Consider the following 20,551-nt stretch of genomic DNA (forward strand, 5'->3'; position numbering starts at 1 on the left):
GAAACCGGTTCTTTTTATTCCGACCTTTTGGACAACCCCTCCCCGATCTGAGCGACGATGCAATCCGCTTCCGCAGCCGGATCCCGGGCCAGCCGGATGGGCCTCCCGACGACGACAAAGTCGGCTCCCGCCCGAACGGCCTCCTCCGCAGACCAGGCCCGCTTCTGGTCATCCCCGGCTACCGCGTCGGCCCCTCGAATCCCCGGGGTGACAATGATGAAATCCCTTCCACAGGCCTTCCGGATCGCCGCCGCGTCGTGGGGTGATGCCACCACACCGCCCGCCCCCGCGTCACGGGCCATACCGGCCAGGCGGAGGACCATCCCGTCCACGTCGAAGGCAAAACCGATGTCCTGAAGATCATTTCCGTCGAGGCTCGTCAGGACCGTCACTGCGAGAACGACCGGGGGATCGGTCCCCCGTTCGCCGGACCAGCTGCGAACAGCCTTCGCCGCATCGGCGATCATCCGCCTTCCGCCGGAGGCGTGGACGTTGAACATCGCCACCCCCAGGCCGCAGGCCGCTTCCGCCGCCCGGGCCACCGTATTGGGGATGTCGTGGAACTTGAGATCCAGAAAGACCTCCGCCCCTTCCTGCCGGATCCGGTGCACGATCTCCGGCCCCAGGGACGTGAAGGCCTCCTTGCCGACTTTGAACAGGCCCACGTGGTCCCGGAGACGGCGGACCCACGACAGGGCCTCGTCGATCCCGTCTCCGACATCGAGGGCAAAGATCAGCCGGCTTCTCGCCCGATCATTCGGAGTCGTCATCATCCCCGATGAATTCCGTATGGTCCAGCGGAACCCTGAAGGATTCCTGCAGTGCCTGCAGGTATTCCGGATGGGCGAAGGTTACCTTGCCTGCCGCGATCTCCCGCAGGGCCGCTACAATCTCCCGGTTATTTCGAATGTCCGCCAGCGGTGCGGACCCCTTCAGAAGCTGCCGGGAGCGCTTCGCCGCCAGGATCACCAGGGCAAACCGGTTGCCGGCGTTGCGAAGTGCGTCTTCAACGGTTATTCTAGCCATGAATCGATGTTTCCTCCGTTATTCTGGAATCAGTTGCTCAATTTTGCCGGTCCAGCGGGCCGCCCGGCACCGCTCGGCCATGTAGATGGACCGGATGCTGTCCACCGCTTCCTCCACTCGGTCGTTGCAGACGACGTAATCGTAACCGAACGCCTCCCGGATCTCATCGATGGCACGGCTGAAGCGGCGCTCCATCGTTTCCCGGGCCTCGCTTCCCCTCCGGGAGAGGCGCGACCGCAATGCGTTCAAATCCGGCGGCAGAATGAATACATAGATACCACCGGGAAAGTTTTTTTTCAATGCCCGAGCCCCGCGGGTATCGATGTCCAGAAGAAGGTCTTCCCCCTTTTCCAGAAATTCCCGCATTGTCTTCGCCGACGTGCCGTAAAGGTTCCCGTAATTCTCCGCCCATTCGGCGAATTCTCCCTCGGCGATGCGACGCCGGAAATCCTCCTCCGGAATGAAATGATAGTCCCGGCCGTCCACTTCGCCGCGACGGGGAGAACGGGTCGTGTAGGACACGGAGAAGCGCATCCCCGGGGCCTTCTTCAGAAACTCGCGGCAGACCGTGGTCTTCCCCGTCCCGGACGGGGCGGAGATCACCAGGAAGATCCCGGATTTCACGGTACCGTCACTCAATGTTCTGCACCTGCTCCCGGATCTTCGCCAGCTCCGTCTTGATCTCGATGACCTGCCGGGCGATTTCCGAATCGCCGCTCTTGGAGCCGATCGTATTGGCCTCCCGGTTCATCTCCTGGATCAGGAAGTCGATCTTGCGGCCCACGGCGTCGCCCGCCGCCAGCATCTCCCGGAACTGGTCCGTATGCCCGCGGAAACGGACGATCTCCTCGGTGATGTCGGTCTTCTCCGCCAGGATTGCCACCTCCTGGACCAGCCGGGCCTCGTCGGTGATGACCCCGCCCGCCAGTTCTCGCACTCTCTCGGAAAGCCGTTTCTGGTATTCCAGGACCAGGACGGGCCCCTTGGCGGCGATGGCATCCAGCCACCCGGCCAGCAATTCAAGGCGGGCACTCAGGTCCCGGCAGAGGATCTCCCCTTCCCGCTCGCGCATTTCCAGCGCCGAGGCAACCGCCTTTTCCACCACTTCCGACACGGCCTCGCCGGCCTCGGACCACGTATCCGCATCGTCTTCCCGAGTGAAGGCGTCCCGGAACGAGGCGATCATCTCCAGGGTCACAGACCCCTCCAGGGCCAGTTTCTCCTTGATCTCATCCAGCATGCGCCGGTAGCCGAGAACGGCCGGCCAGTTGACCCGCAGGTTTCCGTTTTCGGGATCCGTCTCGCCGTTTACCCGGATCGTGACCTCGACGCGCCCCCGGACAAACCGCTCGCTCACCTTGCGACGGATGTCCAGCTCCATGGCCGACAGGACCGAGGGAAAACGGACCGTCACCTCCAGGTAGCGGTGGTTCAGCGACTTGATCTCCGCCGTTATCTTTCGGCCGCTGCGGACGATTTCTGCCCGGCCGTATCCTGTCATGCTTCGGATCATGAAGATGCTCCCATCTGTTTGAGTTGCAGGACATACCGCTCCCGGAGGGTCCGGAACATCTCCCGGGTCTCCTCCGCGGCGTAGTCCGGGTACGTCCAGGGAAGGGTCCGGAACCGGCGCTCCTGGTACAGCAGGGTCAGATCGGCATAAACGCCGTCCCGCAGATACGGCCGGTGCGTGTATCCCTTACAGGTGGCCAGGATCAGGTGAGCCAGCGAAATGTATCCCGGATCCACGTTGACGGTCCGCCGGCCTTCTTCCGACAGCCGCTCCTCCAGCGAATTGGACTGGAGCTTGACGGCCGGAAGGCTGTCGGGTGCGACCAGGCGTTCGAAGGAAACGAAGCGCCGGCGGAGGGGGGATCCGAGCTCGTCCTGGTAGTATTCGGTAAAGGAGAAAGGGTGGCAGGGGCCGATAAAATCGGGGTCGCCGCAGACATCGGCAAGGCCCCGGATCGCCTCCGCGATCCGCTCGTCCCGGACGGAAAGAAAACTTGCCACCAGCTTCACCGGATCCGCGCTCCTGGGCCGGCTCATAAAACCCTTTTCAGCTCCTGCTGCGAGACCGTAGCGGTTCCGACCTTGCCGACCACGATTCCCGCGGCGTAGTTCGCCAGGAAGGCCGCCTCCTTGAAAGTCGCTCCCGAGGCCACGGCCAGGGCGAAAACGCCGATAACCGTATCGCCGGCGCCCGTTACATCGAAGACTTCCTTGGCCTGGGTGGGGAAAAAGGTGTGGCGGATCCGGCCGTCCCGTTCAAAGAGGCTCATTCCCTCCTCCCCCCGGGTGACCAGGAGCGCCTGGAAACCGTATCGCTCCAGCAGGGAGTTGCCCACGTTCACGAGATCAGCGCCGGGGATGTACTCCGTCCCAAAGGCCCGCGCGGCTTCATGGTGGTTCGGCGTGATGACGTCAAACCCCCGGTAGAGGCCGAAATCGTTCTGCTTCGGATCCACGCAGACCACTGTCGGCCGGTCGGCCAGGGCCTCGCGGATGCCGTCCAGGAGAACCTTCGTCACCACTCCCTTGTTGTAATCGGAAATGACGACCGCACCCAGCTCTTCACGGAGGCTCCGGACATAGGAGAGAATCCGCTCGATGCTGACCGATGCCACGGCCCGGCGGCTTTCCCGGTCGAAACGCACCACCTGCTGGGAATGGGCCACGATCCGCGTCTTCAGTGTCGTCGGACGCTCTTCTTCCCGAACGACGCCGCCGATATCGAGTCCGCGCTTCCGGAACTCCTCCACCACCCGGTCGCCCATGGAATCCGTACCGACCACACCGGCGCCGAATACCTGTCCTCCCATTGCGTAAATGTTGTTCAGAACGTTGGCGCATCCCCCCAGGAGAAGGTTGTCCGCCTGGACATCCACCACCGGCACCGGTGCCTCCGGAGAGATGCGGGACACACGCCCCCAGATGAAATGGTCCACCATGATGTCGCCCACCACCAGGACCTTCGCCCCGGGGAAGCCCTCGATGATCGATTCCGCCCTTTTTTTCGTCAGAATGCCCTTCACGCTGAACCTCAGGGACCGCGGGGAACACCGCCGGCCCGGCTTGAAACGACGGATGCTATGTTTCCGGAGTCAGTTTGTCAATTCTTTTATTCCGTTCCGCCGTTTCAACCGCTGCGTTCCCGCGTGCAAAGCCAATTCCGTATTGACTTCCCCATGGGAGTAGGTCATAATACTATCGTATTCGGTGAATAAAATCAAATAAATACACCACATCTCCGAACAGGAGCCTTACAGACTATGGCTTCCAACATTCTGCGTTCCGCGATCCTTGTATCGCTCGGTGTTGCAGTAACCGGTTTCTTCTCCACCTGTGCAGTTGCCTTCTCCCTGATGTCCCCGGGAGAAAACAAGGTCCACCGGCTGGCCCGGATGTGGTCCAGGACCCTCCTGGCCATGTCCAGCGTCAAGGTCAGGGTCATCGGCGGGGATAACGTTCTTGAAGACAAGCCGCAGATTTTCATGGCCAATCACCAGAGCGACTACGACATCTTCGTCGTCCTCGGCCATATCCCCAGCCAGTTCCGCTGGATCGCCAAGAAAGAGCTCTTCAAGATTCCCGTCTTCGGCAAGGCCATGCGCAACGCAGGCTACATCGAGATCGACCGCCGGCACCACGAAAAGGCCCTGCGCAGTATCGACGAGGCGGCGGAAAAGATCCGGGAGGGGAAATCCGTCATGTCCTTCCCCGAAGGGACCCGCAGCCGGGACATGACGCTGAAGCCCTTCAAGCAGGGGGCGTTCCACCTGGCCATCCAGTCGGGTGTACCGATCATCCCCATCTCTCTGGTCGGAACGGGGCGGATTCTGCCGAAACGATCCCTTCAGATCAACCCGGGCAACGTCATCATGGTGATCGACAAGCCCATCGAAACAAAGGAATACACCATCGAGACCCGGCACGAGCTGATCGAGCGCGTACGCAACACGATTCTTCGCAATTACGAGGCATACTCCACCCAGGACACGACGAGGGGAGCGGCCTGAAGCCATGGCGGGCAAGGGTCGGGAAAACAACCGCAGAAAGAGAGAAATCCTTGGCGTCGTCGGCCTCGCCCTTTCCTTTTTTCTCTTTCTTTCGCTCATATCCTATTCGCCGGCCGATCCCTCCCTGACCCAGTACATATCGGACGATCCGTCGGTGCGGAACATTTTCGGGGCCGCCGGTTCCTACACGGCCGACGCCCTCATCCGCCTCCTGGGATTCGGCGCCTTTCTGATCCCCATCCTGTCGCTCGTCGCCTCGTTCCGGTTTTTCCTTGAAGAATCCTTCCACATCAGGGCCGTTACGGCCCTGGGAGCGGTTGCCCTGCTTCTCGCCTGCTCCGGATTCCTGAGCCTGATTCTTCCCAAAGTGAGCATTTACGGAGTGCGGCTCCAGGCCGGCGGCCTCCTGGGAAGCATTCTGTCGGGGCTTCTGATTCCCTTGCTGAACCGGGCGGGAACGTTCCTTCTTTTCCTGCTTGTTCTCCTCCTCTCCCTGATGATCGTCGCGGACGTCTCCGTCGTAACTCTCGGAAGCGGTGTGAAATCGGCCTCGATTGCCGTCTGGTCCGCCCTGCGCAGGATCGGCGGCAAGAAGGCCGCCTCCCGGGCAATGGAGCCTGAGCCCCCGGAAGAGAAGCCGGCGGAGGGTCTGCCCGTACCGATCATCGAGGCACCGGAGCCGGCGGAAAAGTCGAAGCAGAAAAAGATCGAGCAGACCCATTTCGATTTTCTGGAACGGGTAGGGGATTATCAGCTTCCCCCCCTCTCACTCCTCGACCAGGCGGAGAAGAGGGACTCCCGGGTCAAGCGGGACAGTCTGATCGCCAATGCCCGGATCCTGGAGAAGAAGCTGGCCGATTTCGGCGTTGAGGGCCGCGTCCTGGAGGTGAAGCCGGGACCGGTCATCACGATGTACGAGCTGGAGCCGGCCCCGGGGGTGAAGATCAACCGGATCACCAACCTGACCGACGACCTGGCGCTGGCGCTCCGAGCCCCGAGCATCCGCATCATCGCTCCCATCCCCGGCAAGGGGGCCATCGGCATCGAGATCCCGAACCACGAGCGTGAGCCGGTGCGCCTCCGTAACGTGCTGGACACCGATGCCTTCCGGGAGGCGAAGCTCCGCCTGCCCATCGCACTGGGAGATGACATCGTGGGTGCCCCCGTCATGGCCGACCTGGCCCGGATGCCCCATCTTCTCATTGCCGGCACGACGGGCTCCGGGAAGAGCGTCTCGCTGAATGCCATGATCTGCAGCATCCTGTTCCGGGCGACTCCCGACGAGGTCAAGTTCCTCCTCATCGACCCGAAGCGCCTGGAGTTGTCGGCCTACGAGGGGATCCCCCACCTGCTCCACCCCGTGGTGGTGGACCCGAAGAAGGCTTCCATGGTCCTGAAGTGGGCCGTCGAGGAGATGGAGCGGCGCTACCGGATCATGGGCGAGGTGGGCGCCAAGGGCGTCGACGGCTACAACCGGATGATCGAAAAGGCGAAAAACGAAAAGGCGAAACGGCAGGCCTTCGGACTCGAATCCGCAGCGGCCAAGCCGGAAGCCGCCCCGGAAGCGGAGGACGCCCTGCCCCCGGAGGCGGAGGGCCAGGCCCTGGCCGCCATCGCCAAGGCCCCGCAGGAACATGTCCGTCTTCCCTACATCGTCATCGTCATTGACGAGCTGGCAGACCTGATGATGGTGGCCCAGCGGTACGTGGAAGAATCGCTGGCCCGGCTGGCCCAGATGGCCCGTGCCGCGGGCATCCACCTGATACTGGCGACCCAGCGGCCCTCGGTGGACGTCATCACCGGCGTCATCAAGGCGAACTTCCCCACCCGCATCTCCTTCCAGGTATCCTCGAAGGTGGACTCGCGGACGATCCTCGACCAACTCGGGGCGGAGAGCCTGCTCGGCGCCGGCGACATGCTCTTCATGCCGCCGGGGACCTCCAAGCTGGCCCGCATCCACGGCCCGTTCGTCTCGGAGAAGGAGATCGACCGTATCGTCATGTTCATCAAGAGACAGGGGCAGCCCAACTTCGATCCCTCCATCACCGAATACCGGCCCGAGACGTCCTCCGCCGAGAGTGACGAGGACGTGGACGAGAAGTACGACGAGGCGGTGGCCCTCGTGGCGGACCTCGGGCAGGCCTCCATCTCGCTGGTCCAGCGCTACCTGAAGGTGGGCTACAACCGGGCCGCCCGGATCATCGAGCACATGGAGGCCGAGGGCATCGTGGGACCCGCCGACGGCGCCAAGCCCCGCAAGGTCCTCGTCAAGAAGCTATGAAAAACAGGGAACGAAAGGGGCCTGTCCCCTTTTTCCTCTTGAGCCTCGGCTGCCCAAAGAACGAGATCGATGCCGAGGTCATGGCGGGGCTGCTTCAGGAGGCGGGGTACCGGCTGGTGGAGCGGCCCGAAGACGCCAGTCTGATCCTCGTCAACACCTGCGCTTTTATCCTCCCGGCGAAGGAGGAGTCCATCGAGGCAATCCTGACCCTGGCCGAGTACAAGCAGCGGGGCTTCTGCCGGCACCTGGTCGTCACGGGCTGCCTGCCCCAGCGCTATGGCCCGGAGCTGGCGCGGGACCTGCCGGAGGTGGACCTGTTCCTGGGGATCGACGGGATTCCGCGAATTGCCGAACACGTTGCAGCTCTCACCAATCGAGGTTCAAAGGACCGCCTGGTCTCTGCCCGGCGCCCGTCTTTCCTGATGGACGCATCCCTTCCCCGGCAGGTATCGGGTCCTCGCCACACAGCCTATCTGAAGATCGCCGACGGCTGCTCCAATCGCTGCGCCTACTGCGCCATCCCGGAAATCCGCGGCCCTTACCGGAGCCGTTCCCTGGACGACGTCCTCTGTGAAGCGGAGAGCTTAGTTCAGAACGGCGCCCGGGAGATTATCCTCACCGCCCAGGACACGACGGCCTGGGGCAGGGACCGCGAGGGAGGAGAGCGCCTGCCACGCCTGCTTCGGGAGCTGGCCCGCATAAAAGATCTCCGCTGGGTCCGCCTTCTCTATACCTACCCGGCGGGCCTCACGAACGGCATCCTGGAGGCAGTGGCAGAGGAAGAGAAAATCTGTGAATACCTGGATATCCCGATCCAGCACATCGACGACGGGATTCTGGCAGCCATGAACCGCCGGGGCGGGAGCGCGGGAATCCGGAAGGCGATCCGGCGGGCCCGGGAAATCATCCCCGGAGTCGCCTTGCGGACCTCCCTCATCGTCGGCTTCCCTGGCGAGACGATCCACAGATTCAACGCCCTCGTGGATTTCGTCCGGGAGACCCGGTTCGACCACCTGGGTGTCTTCGTCTACTCCAGGGAGGAAGGGACCCCGGCGGCGGGAATGCCCCATCGGATGTCAAAGAAGGAGAAGGAGCGGAGACGGCAGGTCCTGATGGAGGAGCAGGCGGAAATCTCGGCGGAGATCAACGCCTCACTTGTCGGAACCAGCCAGGAAGTGCTGATCGAGGGTCCGGGCGAGAACCCCGATTACCCCGTCATCGGCCGCTGCCGCCGGCAGGCGCCGGAGATCGACGGGATGACCTATCTGAAGAAGAAGGGCCTGAAGCCCGGGCAATTCAAGGCTTTCCGGATCACCGCATCGGATGTGTATGATCTTTTCGCATGAAAAACGAAGGGGGCCGGATTTCAATCCGTCCCCCTGCATTGCTTCAATACAACCAAACCCTTTTCAACTAAAGTGAACAGGTCCTCACTTCATTGATGAAGTCATCCAGCTTTGCCTGATCGAACACCCCCATCCATTTGAACCGGACCCCCCGGCGACGGTAGTAACCGGACTGACTCTGCAGAGGGATATCGGAAGCGGTGTCGAAATGAACTTTTTCCAGGAAGGTTTCATTCTCCGACAGGAGCTGCAGGATCCCCGATTCGACCAACTGCTCTTTGGATCCGTCATAAACGAAGGCCAGTCCTCCCTTGCTGATGTCCAGAATCTGGACTCTTTGTTCATTGTCCGTCGATGGGGCGATGATGACGATGGCCTTGCCCGTTACGGAAAAGCGGTCCCCTTGCCGCCCCTTGAAGACGCGCCGCATTCTTTCAAAGAAGCCGCCCATCGGTCCCCCCTCCTTCCTTTTATGTCAATATAATATATTCCTAATAAAGAGTCAAATCATCAGTGATTATCGAGGTTGACAACGAGAGCCGGTTTCTCTAAACATAATCTGAAGATTATTCAGGATGACTGCCCGTTGAAACTCTCAATTATCATTCCCTGTTACAATGAGATCCATTCGATCGAAACGGTTCTTGAGGCCGTCGGTCACGCTTCCTATCCCGACAAGGAGATCATCGTGGTCGACGACGGATCGACGGACGGGACGAGGGAAAAGCTGAATGCGCTGAAGGACCGGATCGACCGCCTGATCCTGCAACCAGCCAACCGGGGAAAGGGCGCAGCCCTTCGAGAAGGTGTCCGCGCCGCGACGGGCGATATCGTCCTGATCCAGGATGCCGACCTGGAATACGATCCCCGGGAATACACGAAACTTCTCCAGCCGATCCTGGACGGCAAGGCGGACGTCGTATACGGATCGCGCTTCCTCGGCGGCGAGGCCCATCGGGTTCTCTACTTCTGGCACCGGCTGGGAAACGGCTTCCTCACCCTTCTCTCCAATATGCTGACGGACCTGAACCTGACGGACATGGAGACCTGCTACAAGGTCTTCCGCCGGGAGATCATCCAGTCCATCACCATCGAGGAGGACCGCTTCGGGTTCGAACCGGAAATCACGGCCAAGATCGCCCGGAAAGACTGCCGCATCTACGAGGTCGGCATTTCCTACTATGGACGCACGTACAAGGAGGGAAAGAAGATCAACTGGAAGGACGGGATCCGGGCGCTCTACTGCATCCTGAAATACAATCTGATCCGGTAAGTTTCATGCAGCGGCAAGACAAGGCGGACCGGTTGAATGCAGTCCTTCATTCTTCACGCTCGCTGCGGAAATAGTCAACCGTGAGACGCAGCCCTTCTTCCAGCGGGTACGTCAAACTCCATCCAAGCTCCCTGACCGCTTTGCCCGCATCCAGGACACTTCTCAACTGTTCGCCTTTTTTCCCATCCGCGTGCTTCTCCGCACAGTTCGATCCCGTCAGCGCCTTCAGGTTCCGGAAAAGGGCGTTCACGTCCGTCTCCACACCCGTGCCGATATTGAAGATCCCGGATCCCCCGTAGCGGAGAGCCAGCAGATTTGCGCGGACCACATCTCCCACGTAGACATAGTCGCGAGTCTGCTTCCCGTCCCCGTTGATGACCGGTTGCTCTCCGCGGAACATTTTCTTTGCGAAGATGGCGATCACGCCGGCTTCCCCCTCGGGGTTCTGGCGGGGGCCGTAAACGTTTGCGTAGCGAAGGCTGACGGAATCCAGGCCGTACGTCACACGGTAAAAATGGAGATACCGCTCTGTTGCCAGCTTGGTGACACCATAGGGCGACACAGGTCGGGCCGGATGCTTCTCGTCCGCCGGGAAATAGTCCTGCTCGCCGTACATGGCACCTCCTGTGGACGCGAAAATGACTTTCTTCACTCCGTGCCGGATGGCCGCTTCAAGAAGGGTCAGGACGCCGATAACGTTGACCGAGGCGTCAAAAACAGGCTCCGCCACGGATCGCCGAACGTCCATCTGGGCCGCATGATGGCAGAGGACATCGAAGCGTCCCGTCCCGAACAGACGCTCAATCGCACCCGCATCGCGGATATCGGCCTTCATAAAGGACGCGCCGTGCGGAACATTGCGCTCCCTCCCCGTAGAGAGATCGTCCATGATCGATACCGAGTGCCCTTCCGCAAGAAAAGCATCCGCGACGTGAGAACCGATGAATCCGGCACCGCCGGTGACGAGAATATTCATGCTTCGTTACCCTTTCAACCCGATTTCACTTTCCTGCACCGGCTCCTCTGCGGATCCCTCAATTTGAACCGCGGCCGGTCTTTAAAACCCGCTTGTCCAGTATGCGCCATATGGCACTCGACGAAGCGATGCGTTCTGCTTGAATGCTTTTCCGCTTTCTCCACATGCGCGGGACGCCAAGAAGTGCATCCCACTTGGCCTTCAGGATCACCTTCCCCTGTCCCCCCATCGTGAATACCGCAATGGACGCAAGATTGAGAACGATATGCAGCGGCAGTAGGAGCCAGAAAAGGGCACCCGGCATATTCTTGACGAATGTCCAGACCTGGTTGCGAAAGCCGTGATAGACGGCGAAATTGCTGTTCTGCCCCCCCGTCGCCGCCGAACCCACGTGATGAACCACCGCATCAGGAACATACATGGCCTTGTGACCCGCCAGGCGGAGCCGGAATCCGAGGTCCACATCCTCCAGGTAGCAGAAGAAATCCTCTTCGAATCCGCCGATAGCCACCAAGGCCTGCCGCCGATACATGGCCGCTGCAGCACAGGGGGAAAAGATCTCGCGCGCGACCAAATCGCCCGGCTGCTGCCTCTCTCCATAGCGATCACGCCAAGCCAATCCGCTCATGTGATAGACGTCTCCGATTCCATCCAAAACGCCGGGTGTTCCATGGCGCATCTGGCGGGATCCGAAAGAGGCGACATCCGGTCGGGCGTCGGCGGCGGCCAGCAACTGCTCGAGCCAGTCGGAAGCCGGAAAGGCGTCGGGATTCAGGAAAGCGACGAACTCCGTGTCGCACGCCGCCAAGGCTCGGTTGTTGGCCGCCGCAAATCCCAGGTTTTCGTGCATCTCAAGAACCGTAACGTTCCTGAATTCCCTCACAAGGTCCAGAGATCCGTCAGAGCTCCCGTTATCCGCGAGAAGAATGCGATCGGGCCGAACCGTCTGGGCATCGAGACCCCTCAGGCATTCTGCGAGAAGTTTCCCGCCGTTCCAATTTACGATGATGACCGTGATCGACGCCATTCACTCAGAATCCCAAGAGACCGTTACGATTCCCTGGTATCGGGAGCCAGCAGCCGAACGTAGGATTTCGCTATTTCCTCTCCGCTTCCTTCCTGAACGATTTTTCCGCCCTCGAGAAGAAAAGCTCTACCACAAAACCGCTCGATATCCTTGGGAGTATGACTGACTAAAATGACCGTATGCCCCGCATTGCGTATTTCTTCATATCGCTGATAGCATCGTTCTCTGAATTCGATGTCCCCCACTGCAAATATCTCGTCCAGAATGAGCAGTCCCCGGACCGCCCGAAAAGCCACGGAATAGGCCAGGCGCATTGCCATGCCCGATGAATAGTGCTTCAGAGGAAGTCGCTCCATTCCCCTCAGCCCTGCAAATTCGAGGATTTCATCCTTGGATGTCTTAATTTCGCGAAGCGTAAGGCCCATCACCGTGCCCAGCAAACAGATATTGTCGACGGCGTCCAACTCCGGATTCCAGCCCACGCCCAAATCCAGGATCGGCGTGATCGGAATGGTTCGCTCGATTTGTCCGTGATCGGGCTGATAAATGCCAGAGATGATCTTCAGCAGCGTGCTCTTGCCGGACGCATTTCTTCCCATGATTCCAATGGTTTCCCCGTCCTTTACGGAGAAGCTCACGCCGTCCAGAACCTTCAGCTCCCGCCGGTTGTTCAACCTGTATTTGAATTTGAAGCTGTCGAGGACATGCTCGCGAATGGTATCCCTTCTGGCGTCGGGAATCAGAAAACTCTTTTTAACTTCTCGAACTTCCAATGCATCCATGTTTCTACAACCTCTCCAGGGACCGTTGGACGAGCCAGTAATACAGCAAAGCACCCACCAGCAGCACCGCTACCGCGCTTCCGGCAAGCATTGCATTAGCCGTCAGCGACGGGATCTGGCCTTTAATGAGAACGGATCTTGAAAACTGAATCACGGCTGTGGGCAACCACATATACAGGTAAAAATGAAATTTATGCGGCACGATATCCAGTGGGTAGATGATCGGCGTGATGAAAAAGCCCGCTTGAATCAACAAATCCCATATCTGATTAATATCCCTGTACCGGAGAAACAGGACGCTTCCCGCCAGTGCGATCCCGATAGTTATAATAAGAAATAGAATGATATAAGAATAAAAAACACCAATTTCCAGAAAGCTCAGGCTACGTCTGAATATCGAGATATAGGCACATACGGCAATACTGAAGATCGTTACCGTAATCAAAGCGCTTGAAACGGACGTCAATACGACGACCCACGACGGAAATTTTGTCTTTGTTAGCAAAAAATTCTTTTCCTGAAGGGACATGATACCCGTTCTGGTTGCTTCTCCAAAAAACTCCCACAGAAACAACCCGATGATCAGGTTTAGATTGTAATTTGGATCCATCGTGAAAATGACGGAAAAGACCATATATAGGACAATAAACATGGTTAAGGGCTTGACGAGCGCCCACAGATATCCCCCTATTGTCCCATGGTATCGGGTCTTGAAGTCCGTACGGATAAGTGTCCAGATCAAACCGGGCAGATAAGCGCCATTCTGATGGGCCGCACTGATTTTATTTTCCAATATTCATTCCCATTTCAATTATTCGTTCATTTCTTTATGTAAAAAACTTGTCATACAACTTGCGAAGAGGAGCCGTTATCTTCCAGCTCAATGAATCAAATATCGACTGAATAATGGCGTCTTTCCCCCTGAGTAATTGGTCCACCTGATCATTCAATTCAGAATCGAGAACCATCATTTTGGGCGGATTCGTCAAATTTCCGAAAGCTCTAAGCAGGATCGCTTCCTTCTCCGTAAGTCTGTCGCCGGACGAATAGACGCGATCAAGGTTCTCAAGCCAAGTTTGCAGGGCTCCTTCATCGGCATCCCGCAAATGCCGGATCTTGTCAATCAGCAGGGCATAGTCTTCGGACTGGCGAAACACCATCCTCGTGGCTCTCAGATAGCGCAGACCGTATTTCTCATCCGGTTCCAGGTGGCATCCCTCGCCCCATTCATTCCAGGCGTTGATGAATACGATCCTGTCATCCCCTTCAAACATGTTGACCGTTTGCTTCAGAATCAGGGAAAGCCAGTACGCGTACTTCTCGGGTGATGAATCAATGAATATTGTCGGACCGTTGTTTCTCCGTGGTGAATTGTCCCAGCCTGTGAATATCCCCCTGAACAGCTTGTACGAGGGAAGAGGACGGTTCAACATCGCCTTCATACAGTCGTCATAACTGTAAGCCCGTATGTCGGTCGGGAGGTCTACTTCCGCCCGTTCCAGCCTCCTTCCCACAAATCCCCAGTAGGGGGCGAACTCCATAGCCGCATCAAAGCCGACATCCCCGGGGGCCGGCTCCGGTCCGTGCATGAAATTCTCAATCCGCACCAGATAAAGATCGCCGACTCCCTCTTCCTTCATTGCCTTGCGCCATATCTCCGCCACTTTCCCTGGATTCGGCAGAAGACCCGTTCTGTAAACAAGCAAAAGCGGCCTTCCGTCGACCCGAATGTAACGGCGGTCCTGAAATGCCGGGATCAATGAACGAATGAAGTTCAAGCTGTCCTCGTCACTGTATTTCTGCTCAATAAGTACTTTCTGGCTTTGCCCGTCCCATCTCCTCGTCCAGTTCTCGTTTGCCCAGCATAGACAAAAAGGGAAATCGGGTTCGCCTGTCTTCAGCACTTCCTCGAAAGGTAGTTCCAAAAGTCGTCTGCCATTGAACCAGTAATGGTAATAGCAAAAGCCGTGGATGCCATGTTCCCTTGCAAGCTCTGCCTGGGCAGATCGAACCTTGGCATCGCGCAGGTCGTAATACCCGAGTTGTCCGGGGACATGCGGCTGATAATGTCCATGAAACCGGGGAGTGCCGGCCCTTACCCTGGCCCACTCGGTAAAACCTTCTCCCCACCACCTGTCGTTTTCAGGCGTCTGATGGTATTGTGGAAGATACATGGAGATGAGACGTGGAGATGTCTGCATTAGTGTGCCCGAACGATCCGATCGATTAATCCGGCGGCGACGGAGTAATTGAATTTTTGTTCCACAAACACTCTCGCTTCTTCCGCCTTGCATCTCAAGAGTTCAATATCGTTATAATATTTTACGATTTCATTTGAAAATTCATACGGATCATCAATCGGCTTTATAATATCGAGAATATCTTCTATCCCTTCCACGCCGACGCTGGTTGAAACTACCGGGACGCCATGATACAGCGCTTCGACCGTCTTGCCCTTGACCCCCGCCCCGAACCGCAACGGAATGACAACCAGCCTTACCCTATTGTAAATATTCACCAACTCAACGTCACTGACCTGTCCCAGAAGCTTTACATTTTCCGATGAAAGATCCCTGATCCGGCTCGGTGGATTTCCACCGACAATGAAAAAACGAACATGGGGTATTTTCTCAACGACTTGAGGAAATATATCTTTTACGAACCAGTTTACCGCATCAACATTCGGCGAATGACCAAAACCACCAACAAACAGTATTCCTTCGCAGCTTTCGAATATGATCTTTCGATCGGACATTTTCTCATAGAAATAGAGAGGGACCACCTCGATCTGCTTGTCAGGCATTTCTTTGAGAAGTATTTCTTTTTCCTTGCTGCTGAAGGTCAAAATAACATCCGCTTTTGAAAATATCTCCTCTTCTTTTTTTCTGTATATTGAAGCAATATTGAACAATTTCTCATCTTGTTCAATTTCATACTTACCCTGTAATCTCAAATAGTGCAAATCATGCATCTGGTATAGAATTTTGGCATTCGTATTTAAGCGAAAGGAATCTAAAAAAATGGTTGTAGGATCCGGTTTATTAAAGAATACAACATCCAGCCCGTCCGCAACTTCCTTTATCCATTGATGCCAGTTTTTTCTGAACCATGCCCCATGAAGAACGTCAATCCCTTCTTTCTCGTATTGAGTAGTGTATGGTTCGACTCCCCGGAAATCGGCGGGAAGCAGTTTCACGTTATGCCCCAATCCCGCGAGCAGTTTCAGGTAGAGATAATTAGCCCTTGATCCCGCATACATGTCATAACGAGGCACTTCGTAATCAACAAACAATATGTTTTTCCCAGCCGTTTTATTATTTAAAAATACCTTTCTCCTGTCTTCAGGCTCTACAGGAACAAAGTCTAAAATTTTTCGCGGCAGTCGTCTCAACCAGCTACCCATAAACATCCAACCAGACTCAATGATTCCAGATAAGGTTGTAGATCTGCAGCATTTGCTTGCCTACGACATTCCAGTCGAACTCCAGTGACTTTATCCGTGCCGCTTTGCTCATGTCGGTCTTTTTTTGAACGTTTCCCGACAACTCAAGCACCGCTTCATAAAGCTCCGAATCGTTTCCGGCTCCGGAGAGGACGGCAAAGCTGTCGTCCACATAGCCTCGGATACCGCCCACATCCGTTGTGAGAACCGGAACGCCGCAGGCCATTGCCTCCAGGATCGCGTTATTGGCGGTGCAGTCTTTCATGGGAAGAAGCAAGGCGTCGGCATTCTGATACATTCGCTTCAGTTCGTCGTCGCTTATCCCGCTGTAGAGATTTACGTTCTTCAATCCGCCGTAATGTTCGAAATATTGCGGGAAAGTCACGATATTGAATTCGACTTCCAAGGCTTCCTCGTTTGCCCTCCGGATAATTCTCTTTATCATATCCACGTCGCGCTGCCACCAGCCGACCGAGATTATATTGAATCGATCGCCATCAGGCTTTTTGTCAGGGGGTGTAAAGTATCCCGTATCAACGCCATGGGGCAGATAATAAACATTTTTTCTGCCCGTGAACTTCTCCATGTATTCCAGTTGGTTCAGGCCGCATACAATAATAGCATCAGCGGTTGCAACGATAGATTTGTCCTTGATGACTTCTTCGAACAAGTCCGGCGGCTGATGATAGGTCACTACGATCTTGCTTCCCGAACGGAATGGAAGTCTTCCTCCCCAATAAAAATCATCCTCTCCATACAAATAGTGATAAATCCCTCTTCTAAGCGGAAGATTCAACGCAATCTGAATCTCCTTGGCGAAGGACTCCTTATTGTACCAGCCGCCGACCCAAGTCCATCTTTTCAGTTTTTCTTCAGGGATTCTATTGAGTATGTTTTCAACTGTCTTTCTGAAAGAAACGCTTAACGATTTTGACGGTAAATATTTTACCAACTGATCATAACCGGAAAAGGAAGAATGGTGAGGAATTTTTTTAAAGATGTTGTATATATTCATGCAATAAATCTCATAACCTTGAATTTGCTCCCATGTGCTTGATCACTCCTTCTTTCTTGTTATTGCTTTTTCATAAGAAGCCAGATTCCTGGGGACTATTCTGTTGCAATTTCTGCATGCGCCATAATATTCTCCACTGATCATTCCCCTTCGATACCTCTGTGCTTCCTCTCCGTTCCAGATTTCTTCTATGGAAGACTCTTTCAAATCTCCGATTGGCGTCAGTCCCTGACAACACAGCAGCACCGACCCATTCTCAAAGATCTGTATTGTATTCCATGGATCTGAGCAAGGGAGTTTTTCATAATCTACTGACTTATTTGCAAGATTACGCGTTATTCGGTTTTTCATCATGCCCCAGTATGAATGCTTCTTTGGGACGGGCACAACTGAAATATCGTCGGATATTCGCCGTTCTTTATCCCTGTTAAAATACAATTGAAATATTTCGTCGTATATCTCTACTTCGATGCCGGTCCGCATTCCAAGATGCCGTACTTTGGGAAGCAACTCCCGTAGAATATCCGCTTCAGCATCCTCAGGCTTGATAAATTCCTCTTTTGTTCTGTCGTCAATGATCCACATCGGCTTGAAGACCAGCGAATCGAAGCCCAGTTCTCTACAAAATTCGACGCTTTTATCGATGTCTGATATATTTCGTTTCATAATGATACATTCAACAGACGTCTTTATCTTCATGCCGGCGTCATTTCTCACCTGCTTAAAAACGGCAAGATTATGAAGCAGCTTATCATATTTCCCGCCAACCATAATTGATTCATAATTATTTTTACTGAATGCATTGATCGAAAATCTGAACATATCGATCGCATGGACAGCTTCTCTCACAAGCGTTGGCGAATCCAGCAAAAGACCGTTTGTGAATACTTCAATAAATACAGCCTTGTTAAGATGCCTGATCCTGTCAAGTCGATGGAATATATCTTTATCGATGAACGGCTCCCCATTGCCTCCCAGTGTCAATTGTTTCAGAAAAGGGAAAAACGGCTCTATCTTACTGAAAACCGTCGAACTCATCGTCGGATACTCTTCCAGCACGCCCTTTTTGTAATGCACATTGCACATGTAGCATGCAATATTGCACTTCTTTGTCAGGGCCAGAATCATTTTTGTCGGCGGAGATACCGTCATCAACCTAACCAATTCAGACCATGATGCATTCTATTGAGATTAATTTGTTCCGGATACTATAATCCGGGAGCCGCGACAAACAGAAACCTTACACCCATCAACAGTCCGACGGAATAATATTTCAATCGTTTCAATGCGAATTTCAAATCCGCCTTATTGCTGTGCTTTATCTGCCAATAAACACGATAGATTATTTCTCTTCCCCTCTCATCAAGATATGAAGGCGCAACACGGTCTAATTTAAGCGCATATTTCATAAATACGGCGACTGAAGCAAGAATATAGTCGCATTCCAGCGCCGCGGACTTTTCGCGCGTCAGCCAGTTATCGTGATAAACAAGCGGAGCAGGTGAATAGCAGACCTTCATTCTTGAACGTAATACCCGATACGTCAGGTCCGTATCTTCTCCGCCTTTCATCCATGTTCCGGCCCCCAGACTCTCAATATACAGGCCGACTTTCCTGAACACATCTTTCCGGAAGGACATATTGTTACCGTGTCCCAAAACGTTGTACGGAATGATGGGCTTGTTTACAATCCGCCTTTCCATGGAATCAATCAGGCATTGGCAGACCATTCCTTCCCGGCCGTCGCCGAAGGGAAGAACTCTTCCATAAACCCCCATCATGTTCGGATCCTGGTCGTACTCCGCTGCTATCGATCCGAGCCAATCCCTGTCGCAGATGCAATCGTCATCCGTGAATACGATAATTTCCGCTTTGCTTTCACGGATCGCGACATTCCTCGATCTTGAAAGACCAACCGTGTCCGTATGGATGTACCTGATTCTCTTGTCATCGTAGCCATCCATGACGGCGCCGGTTGCCCCTTCCGTGCTTTGATCCACAACGAGAAGTTCATAATCCTGAAATGAATTGGATAGGATTGATTCGACCGCATTACGGGTTTTCTCGCTCCTGTTCCTTGTACAGACTGCAACCGTCAGGAACGGCATGATTCTCGACCCATCGTGATTTTTTGATAAAGTTCAATCATTTGCTTTGCGATTACCCCATGGCCATAAGCGGTTACGATTCTCTCGCGGGCCCTTCGCCCGAGAGCCCGTATTTGTTCGCTGTTGATGAGTTCCAGGATCTTTTTTGCCAGATCTTCGTGATCTCTTGATTGAAAGAGAAAACCGTTCAGGCCGTCGGTGATTATTTCGGGAAACCCGCCCACATTGCTTCCCACGACGGGAGTGCCGCAAGACATCGCTTCCAGGCAGGTATAGGGAAGATTCTCCCAGAGGGACGGCAGCACGCAAGCGTCGGCATTCTGATAATATCCGACGATCTTTTCCTTCGGAACTTCCCCTGCAAATTCTACATGCCGTGAAATCCCACGTTCTTCAAAGCAGCGATTCAACCATGCCTTCATGGAAGTGCCGCCTTCCGCCGTCGGCGTATCTCTTCCCACCATTTGTATCTTCACATTCGGAACCCGGTCGACAACAAGAGGAATCGCTTTCGCCAACAGCTCCACCCCTTTTCGTCTTTCCAACCGGCCGGCATACATGATGATCCAATCCTTCTTTTGCCCCTCCTTTTCCTTGAAGGAAAAATATTCCGTATCGATGCAGTTCGGTAAAACCTCCGCTTCCGGGATACCGTATTCCGCACCGACAATCTCAGAAAGACTTTTCGTAGGAGAAATAAGTTTTGTCGCATGCATTATGGAATACTTCTCCATCCACTTCCTCAGTCTTACGGCAATATCGTTATCGGGAACGGAATTGAGTCGCTGCGTCAAAAAAAGAGGAGTATGCAGTTTCACGACCACAGGGATCGGGATTTTCTCCTTGAACAGACCCCAGAATGCCTCCCCGCCGTAATCCGGATACTCAATGATATCAAATGGTCCGTTTTCTCTGATCCAAGCCGCTATGGCTGCGCTGCGGCGGAGAGTATTCAAAGGATATTGAAGAAAAGCAGATCGAAGGGAAGGACTTGGGATCTTGTTTACAAGGGAATTAAATACGTTGAAGAAGGTGGCGTTAAGATCGGAATCTACAATTCGATGTATGGAAAGATTGTTTTTGATAAGCGATGTATTTTTACCATCTACTGATTTTGAAACCACACTGACCGGATGGCCGAGCGCCGCCATTGCATGTGCAAGGTTGTAAGTGTGTGTGCCTATCCCTCCCCACCCGGTTTCCGGAGGAAATTCTTCCGATACAAGGCATATTTTCATAGCGGCACGATCATATAC

At 55.1% G+C, this 20,551-nt stretch carries 21 protein-coding genes; 4 read left to right on the top strand and 17 right to left on the bottom strand.

Features of this window, described 5'->3' with window-relative positions; all coding sequences use genetic code 11:
• Positions 1 to 14: 14 nt before the first annotated feature.
• The 6 genes from pyrF to rfaE1 are packed head-to-tail and all read right to left on the bottom strand — an operon-like array spanning position 15 to position 4,061.
• A complete protein-coding gene (pyrF, locus tag HPY65_12510; protein NPU85292.1) occupies positions 15 to 770 on the bottom strand; it encodes an orotidine-5'-phosphate decarboxylase in 756 nt (251 codons plus the stop codon).
• On the bottom strand, positions 754 to 1,026 hold the full coding sequence (locus HPY65_12515; GenBank protein ID NPU85293.1) for a DNA-directed RNA polymerase subunit omega: 273 nt from the start codon (positions 1,024 to 1,026) through the stop codon (positions 754 to 756). Before HPY65_12515 ends, pyrF begins: the two co-directional genes overlap by 17 nt.
• A gap of 18 nt (positions 1,027 to 1,044) precedes the next feature.
• Positions 1,045 to 1,650, bottom strand: a complete 606-nt coding sequence (gene gmk / locus HPY65_12520) for a guanylate kinase (protein NPU85294.1) — start codon at positions 1,648 to 1,650, stop codon at positions 1,045 to 1,047.
• A gap of 7 nt (positions 1,651 to 1,657) precedes the next feature.
• Positions 1,658 to 2,539 (bottom strand): YicC family protein, encoded by an 882-nt coding sequence (locus tag HPY65_12525; protein NPU85295.1) that lies wholly within the window; start codon positions 2,537 to 2,539, stop codon positions 1,658 to 1,660.
• A complete protein-coding gene (locus HPY65_12530; GenBank protein NPU85296.1) occupies positions 2,536 to 3,075 on the bottom strand; it encodes a DUF4416 family protein in 540 nt (179 codons plus the stop codon). The genes HPY65_12525 and HPY65_12530 overlap by 4 nt, the downstream gene beginning before the upstream one ends.
• Positions 3,072 to 4,061, bottom strand: coding sequence for a D-glycero-beta-D-manno-heptose-7-phosphate kinase (rfaE1, locus tag HPY65_12535; protein ID NPU85297.1), 990 nt, complete (start codon positions 4,059 to 4,061; stop codon positions 3,072 to 3,074). Before rfaE1 ends, HPY65_12530 begins: the two co-directional genes overlap by 4 nt.
• Positions 4,062 to 4,298: 237 nt before the next feature.
• Between rfaE1 and HPY65_12540 the strand changes: the two genes are divergently transcribed.
• From HPY65_12540 to rimO, 3 genes are read left to right on the top strand one after another with little or no spacing between them, the layout of a single operon-like run.
• A complete protein-coding gene (locus tag HPY65_12540) occupies positions 4,299 to 5,045 on the top strand; it encodes a 1-acyl-sn-glycerol-3-phosphate acyltransferase (protein ID NPU85298.1) in 747 nt (248 codons plus the stop codon).
• 4 nt (positions 5,046 to 5,049) lie between these two features.
• Positions 5,050 to 7,326, top strand: a complete 2,277-nt coding sequence (locus HPY65_12545) for a DNA translocase FtsK (GenBank protein ID NPU85299.1) — start codon at positions 5,050 to 5,052, stop codon at positions 7,324 to 7,326.
• Positions 7,323 to 8,672, top strand: a complete 1,350-nt coding sequence (gene rimO, locus HPY65_12550) for a 30S ribosomal protein S12 methylthiotransferase RimO (GenBank protein ID NPU85300.1) — start codon at positions 7,323 to 7,325, stop codon at positions 8,670 to 8,672. Before HPY65_12545 ends, rimO begins: the two co-directional genes overlap by 4 nt.
• Positions 8,673 to 8,739: 67 nt before the next feature.
• On the opposite strand, the gene HPY65_12555 is transcribed toward rimO, so the two are convergent.
• Positions 8,740 to 9,123 (bottom strand): hypothetical protein, encoded by a 384-nt coding sequence (locus HPY65_12555; protein ID NPU85301.1) that lies wholly within the window; start codon positions 9,121 to 9,123, stop codon positions 8,740 to 8,742.
• Positions 9,124 to 9,258: 135 nt separating this feature from the next.
• Between HPY65_12555 and HPY65_12560 the strand changes: the two genes are divergently transcribed.
• The gene (locus HPY65_12560) at positions 9,259 to 9,945 is read left to right on the top strand and encodes a glycosyltransferase family 2 protein (protein NPU85302.1); all 687 of its coding nucleotides are present in this window, start codon (positions 9,259 to 9,261) and stop codon (positions 9,943 to 9,945) included.
• 46 nt (positions 9,946 to 9,991) lie between these two features.
• Here the strand turns inward: HPY65_12560 and HPY65_12565 are convergent, their stop codons facing one another.
• From HPY65_12565 to HPY65_12610, 10 genes are all read right to left on the bottom strand, one after another.
• Positions 9,992 to 10,921: an NAD-dependent epimerase/dehydratase family protein gene (locus HPY65_12565; GenBank protein NPU85303.1), complete on the bottom strand. Its 930-nt coding sequence runs from the start codon at positions 10,919 to 10,921 to the stop codon at positions 9,992 to 9,994.
• Positions 10,922 to 10,979: 58 nt separating this feature from the next.
• Positions 10,980 to 11,948 carry a glycosyltransferase family 2 protein gene (locus HPY65_12570; protein NPU85304.1) on the bottom strand — a complete coding sequence of 323 codons (969 nt, stop codon included), beginning with the start codon at positions 11,946 to 11,948 and terminating at the stop codon, positions 10,980 to 10,982.
• Positions 11,949 to 11,971: 23 nt separating this feature from the next.
• Entirely contained in the window at positions 11,972 to 12,730 is a 759-nt protein-coding gene (locus tag HPY65_12575; protein ID NPU85305.1) for an ABC transporter ATP-binding protein, read from the bottom strand.
• Positions 12,731 to 12,734: 4 nt separating this feature from the next.
• Complete coding sequence (locus HPY65_12580) at positions 12,735 to 13,523, bottom strand: ABC transporter permease (GenBank protein NPU85306.1); 789 nt, start codon at positions 13,521 to 13,523, stop codon at positions 12,735 to 12,737.
• A 34-nt stretch (positions 13,524 to 13,557) separates the two neighbouring features.
• Entirely contained in the window at positions 13,558 to 14,931 is a 1,374-nt protein-coding gene (locus tag HPY65_12585; GenBank protein NPU85307.1) for a glycoside hydrolase family 99-like domain-containing protein, read from the bottom strand.
• Positions 14,931 to 16,133 (bottom strand): glycosyltransferase family 4 protein, encoded by a 1,203-nt coding sequence (locus HPY65_12590; GenBank protein NPU85308.1) that lies wholly within the window; start codon positions 16,131 to 16,133, stop codon positions 14,931 to 14,933. The genes HPY65_12585 and HPY65_12590 overlap by 1 nt, the downstream gene beginning before the upstream one ends.
• Positions 16,134 to 16,149: 16 nt before the next feature.
• Complete coding sequence (locus HPY65_12595; protein ID NPU85309.1) at positions 16,150 to 17,187, bottom strand: glycosyltransferase family 4 protein; 1,038 nt, start codon at positions 17,185 to 17,187, stop codon at positions 16,150 to 16,152.
• A gap of 42 nt (positions 17,188 to 17,229) precedes the next feature.
• Entirely contained in the window at positions 17,230 to 18,315 is a 1,086-nt protein-coding gene (locus HPY65_12600; GenBank protein ID NPU85310.1) for a radical SAM protein, read from the bottom strand.
• Between the two features lie 80 nt (positions 18,316 to 18,395).
• On the bottom strand, positions 18,396 to 19,295 hold the full coding sequence (locus HPY65_12605; protein ID NPU85311.1) for a glycosyltransferase family 2 protein: 900 nt from the start codon (positions 19,293 to 19,295) through the stop codon (positions 18,396 to 18,398).
• A complete protein-coding gene (locus HPY65_12610; GenBank protein NPU85312.1) occupies positions 19,283 to 20,533 on the bottom strand; it encodes a glycosyltransferase family 4 protein in 1,251 nt (416 codons plus the stop codon). The genes HPY65_12605 and HPY65_12610 overlap by 13 nt, the downstream gene beginning before the upstream one ends.
• Between the last annotated feature and the right edge of the window lie 18 nt (positions 20,534 to 20,551).

It is taken from the genome of Syntrophaceae bacterium (assembly GCA_013177825.1).
Classification (GTDB): domain Bacteria; phylum Desulfobacterota; class Syntrophia; order Syntrophales; family PHBD01; genus PHBD01.

Coding starts and splice junctions, on each gene's coding strand:
- pyrF (NPU85292.1), bottom strand. CDS start 770: ATGACGACTCCGAATGATCGGGCGAGAAGCCGGCTGATCTTTGCCCTC.
- HPY65_12515 (NPU85293.1), bottom strand. CDS start 1,026: ATGGCTAGAATAACCGTTGAAGACGCACTTCGCAACGCCGGCAACCGG.
- HPY65_12525 (NPU85295.1), bottom strand. CDS start 2,539: ATGATCCGAAGCATGACAGGATACGGCCGGGCAGAAATCGTCCGCAGC.
- HPY65_12530 (NPU85296.1), bottom strand. CDS start 3,075: ATGAGCCGGCCCAGGAGCGCGGATCCGGTGAAGCTGGTGGCAAGTTTT.
- HPY65_12540 (NPU85298.1), top strand. CDS start 4,299: ATGGCTTCCAACATTCTGCGTTCCGCGATCCTTGTATCGCTCGGTGTT.
- HPY65_12545 (NPU85299.1), top strand. CDS start 5,050: ATGGCGGGCAAGGGTCGGGAAAACAACCGCAGAAAGAGAGAAATCCTT.
- rimO (NPU85300.1), top strand. CDS start 7,323: ATGAAAAACAGGGAACGAAAGGGGCCTGTCCCCTTTTTCCTCTTGAGC.
- HPY65_12555 (NPU85301.1), bottom strand. CDS start 9,123: ATGGGCGGCTTCTTTGAAAGAATGCGGCGCGTCTTCAAGGGGCGGCAA.
- HPY65_12565 (NPU85303.1), bottom strand. CDS start 10,921: ATGAATATTCTCGTCACCGGCGGTGCCGGATTCATCGGTTCTCACGTC.
- HPY65_12570 (NPU85304.1), bottom strand. CDS start 11,948: ATGGCGTCGATCACGGTCATCATCGTAAATTGGAACGGCGGGAAACTT.
- HPY65_12575 (NPU85305.1), bottom strand. CDS start 12,730: ATGGATGCATTGGAAGTTCGAGAAGTTAAAAAGAGTTTTCTGATTCCC.
- HPY65_12585 (NPU85307.1), bottom strand. CDS start 14,931: ATGCAGACATCTCCACGTCTCATCTCCATGTATCTTCCACAATACCAT.
- HPY65_12590 (NPU85308.1), bottom strand. CDS start 16,133: ATGGGTAGCTGGTTGAGACGACTGCCGCGAAAAATTTTAGACTTTGTT.
- HPY65_12595 (NPU85309.1), bottom strand. CDS start 17,187: ATGAATATATACAACATCTTTAAAAAAATTCCTCACCATTCTTCCTTT.
- HPY65_12600 (NPU85310.1), bottom strand. CDS start 18,315: ATGATTCTGGCCCTGACAAAGAAGTGCAATATTGCATGCTACATGTGC.
- HPY65_12605 (NPU85311.1), bottom strand. CDS start 19,295: ATGCCGTTCCTGACGGTTGCAGTCTGTACAAGGAACAGGAGCGAGAAA.
- HPY65_12610 (NPU85312.1), bottom strand. CDS start 20,533: ATGAAAATATGCCTTGTATCGGAAGAATTTCCTCCGGAAACCGGGTGG.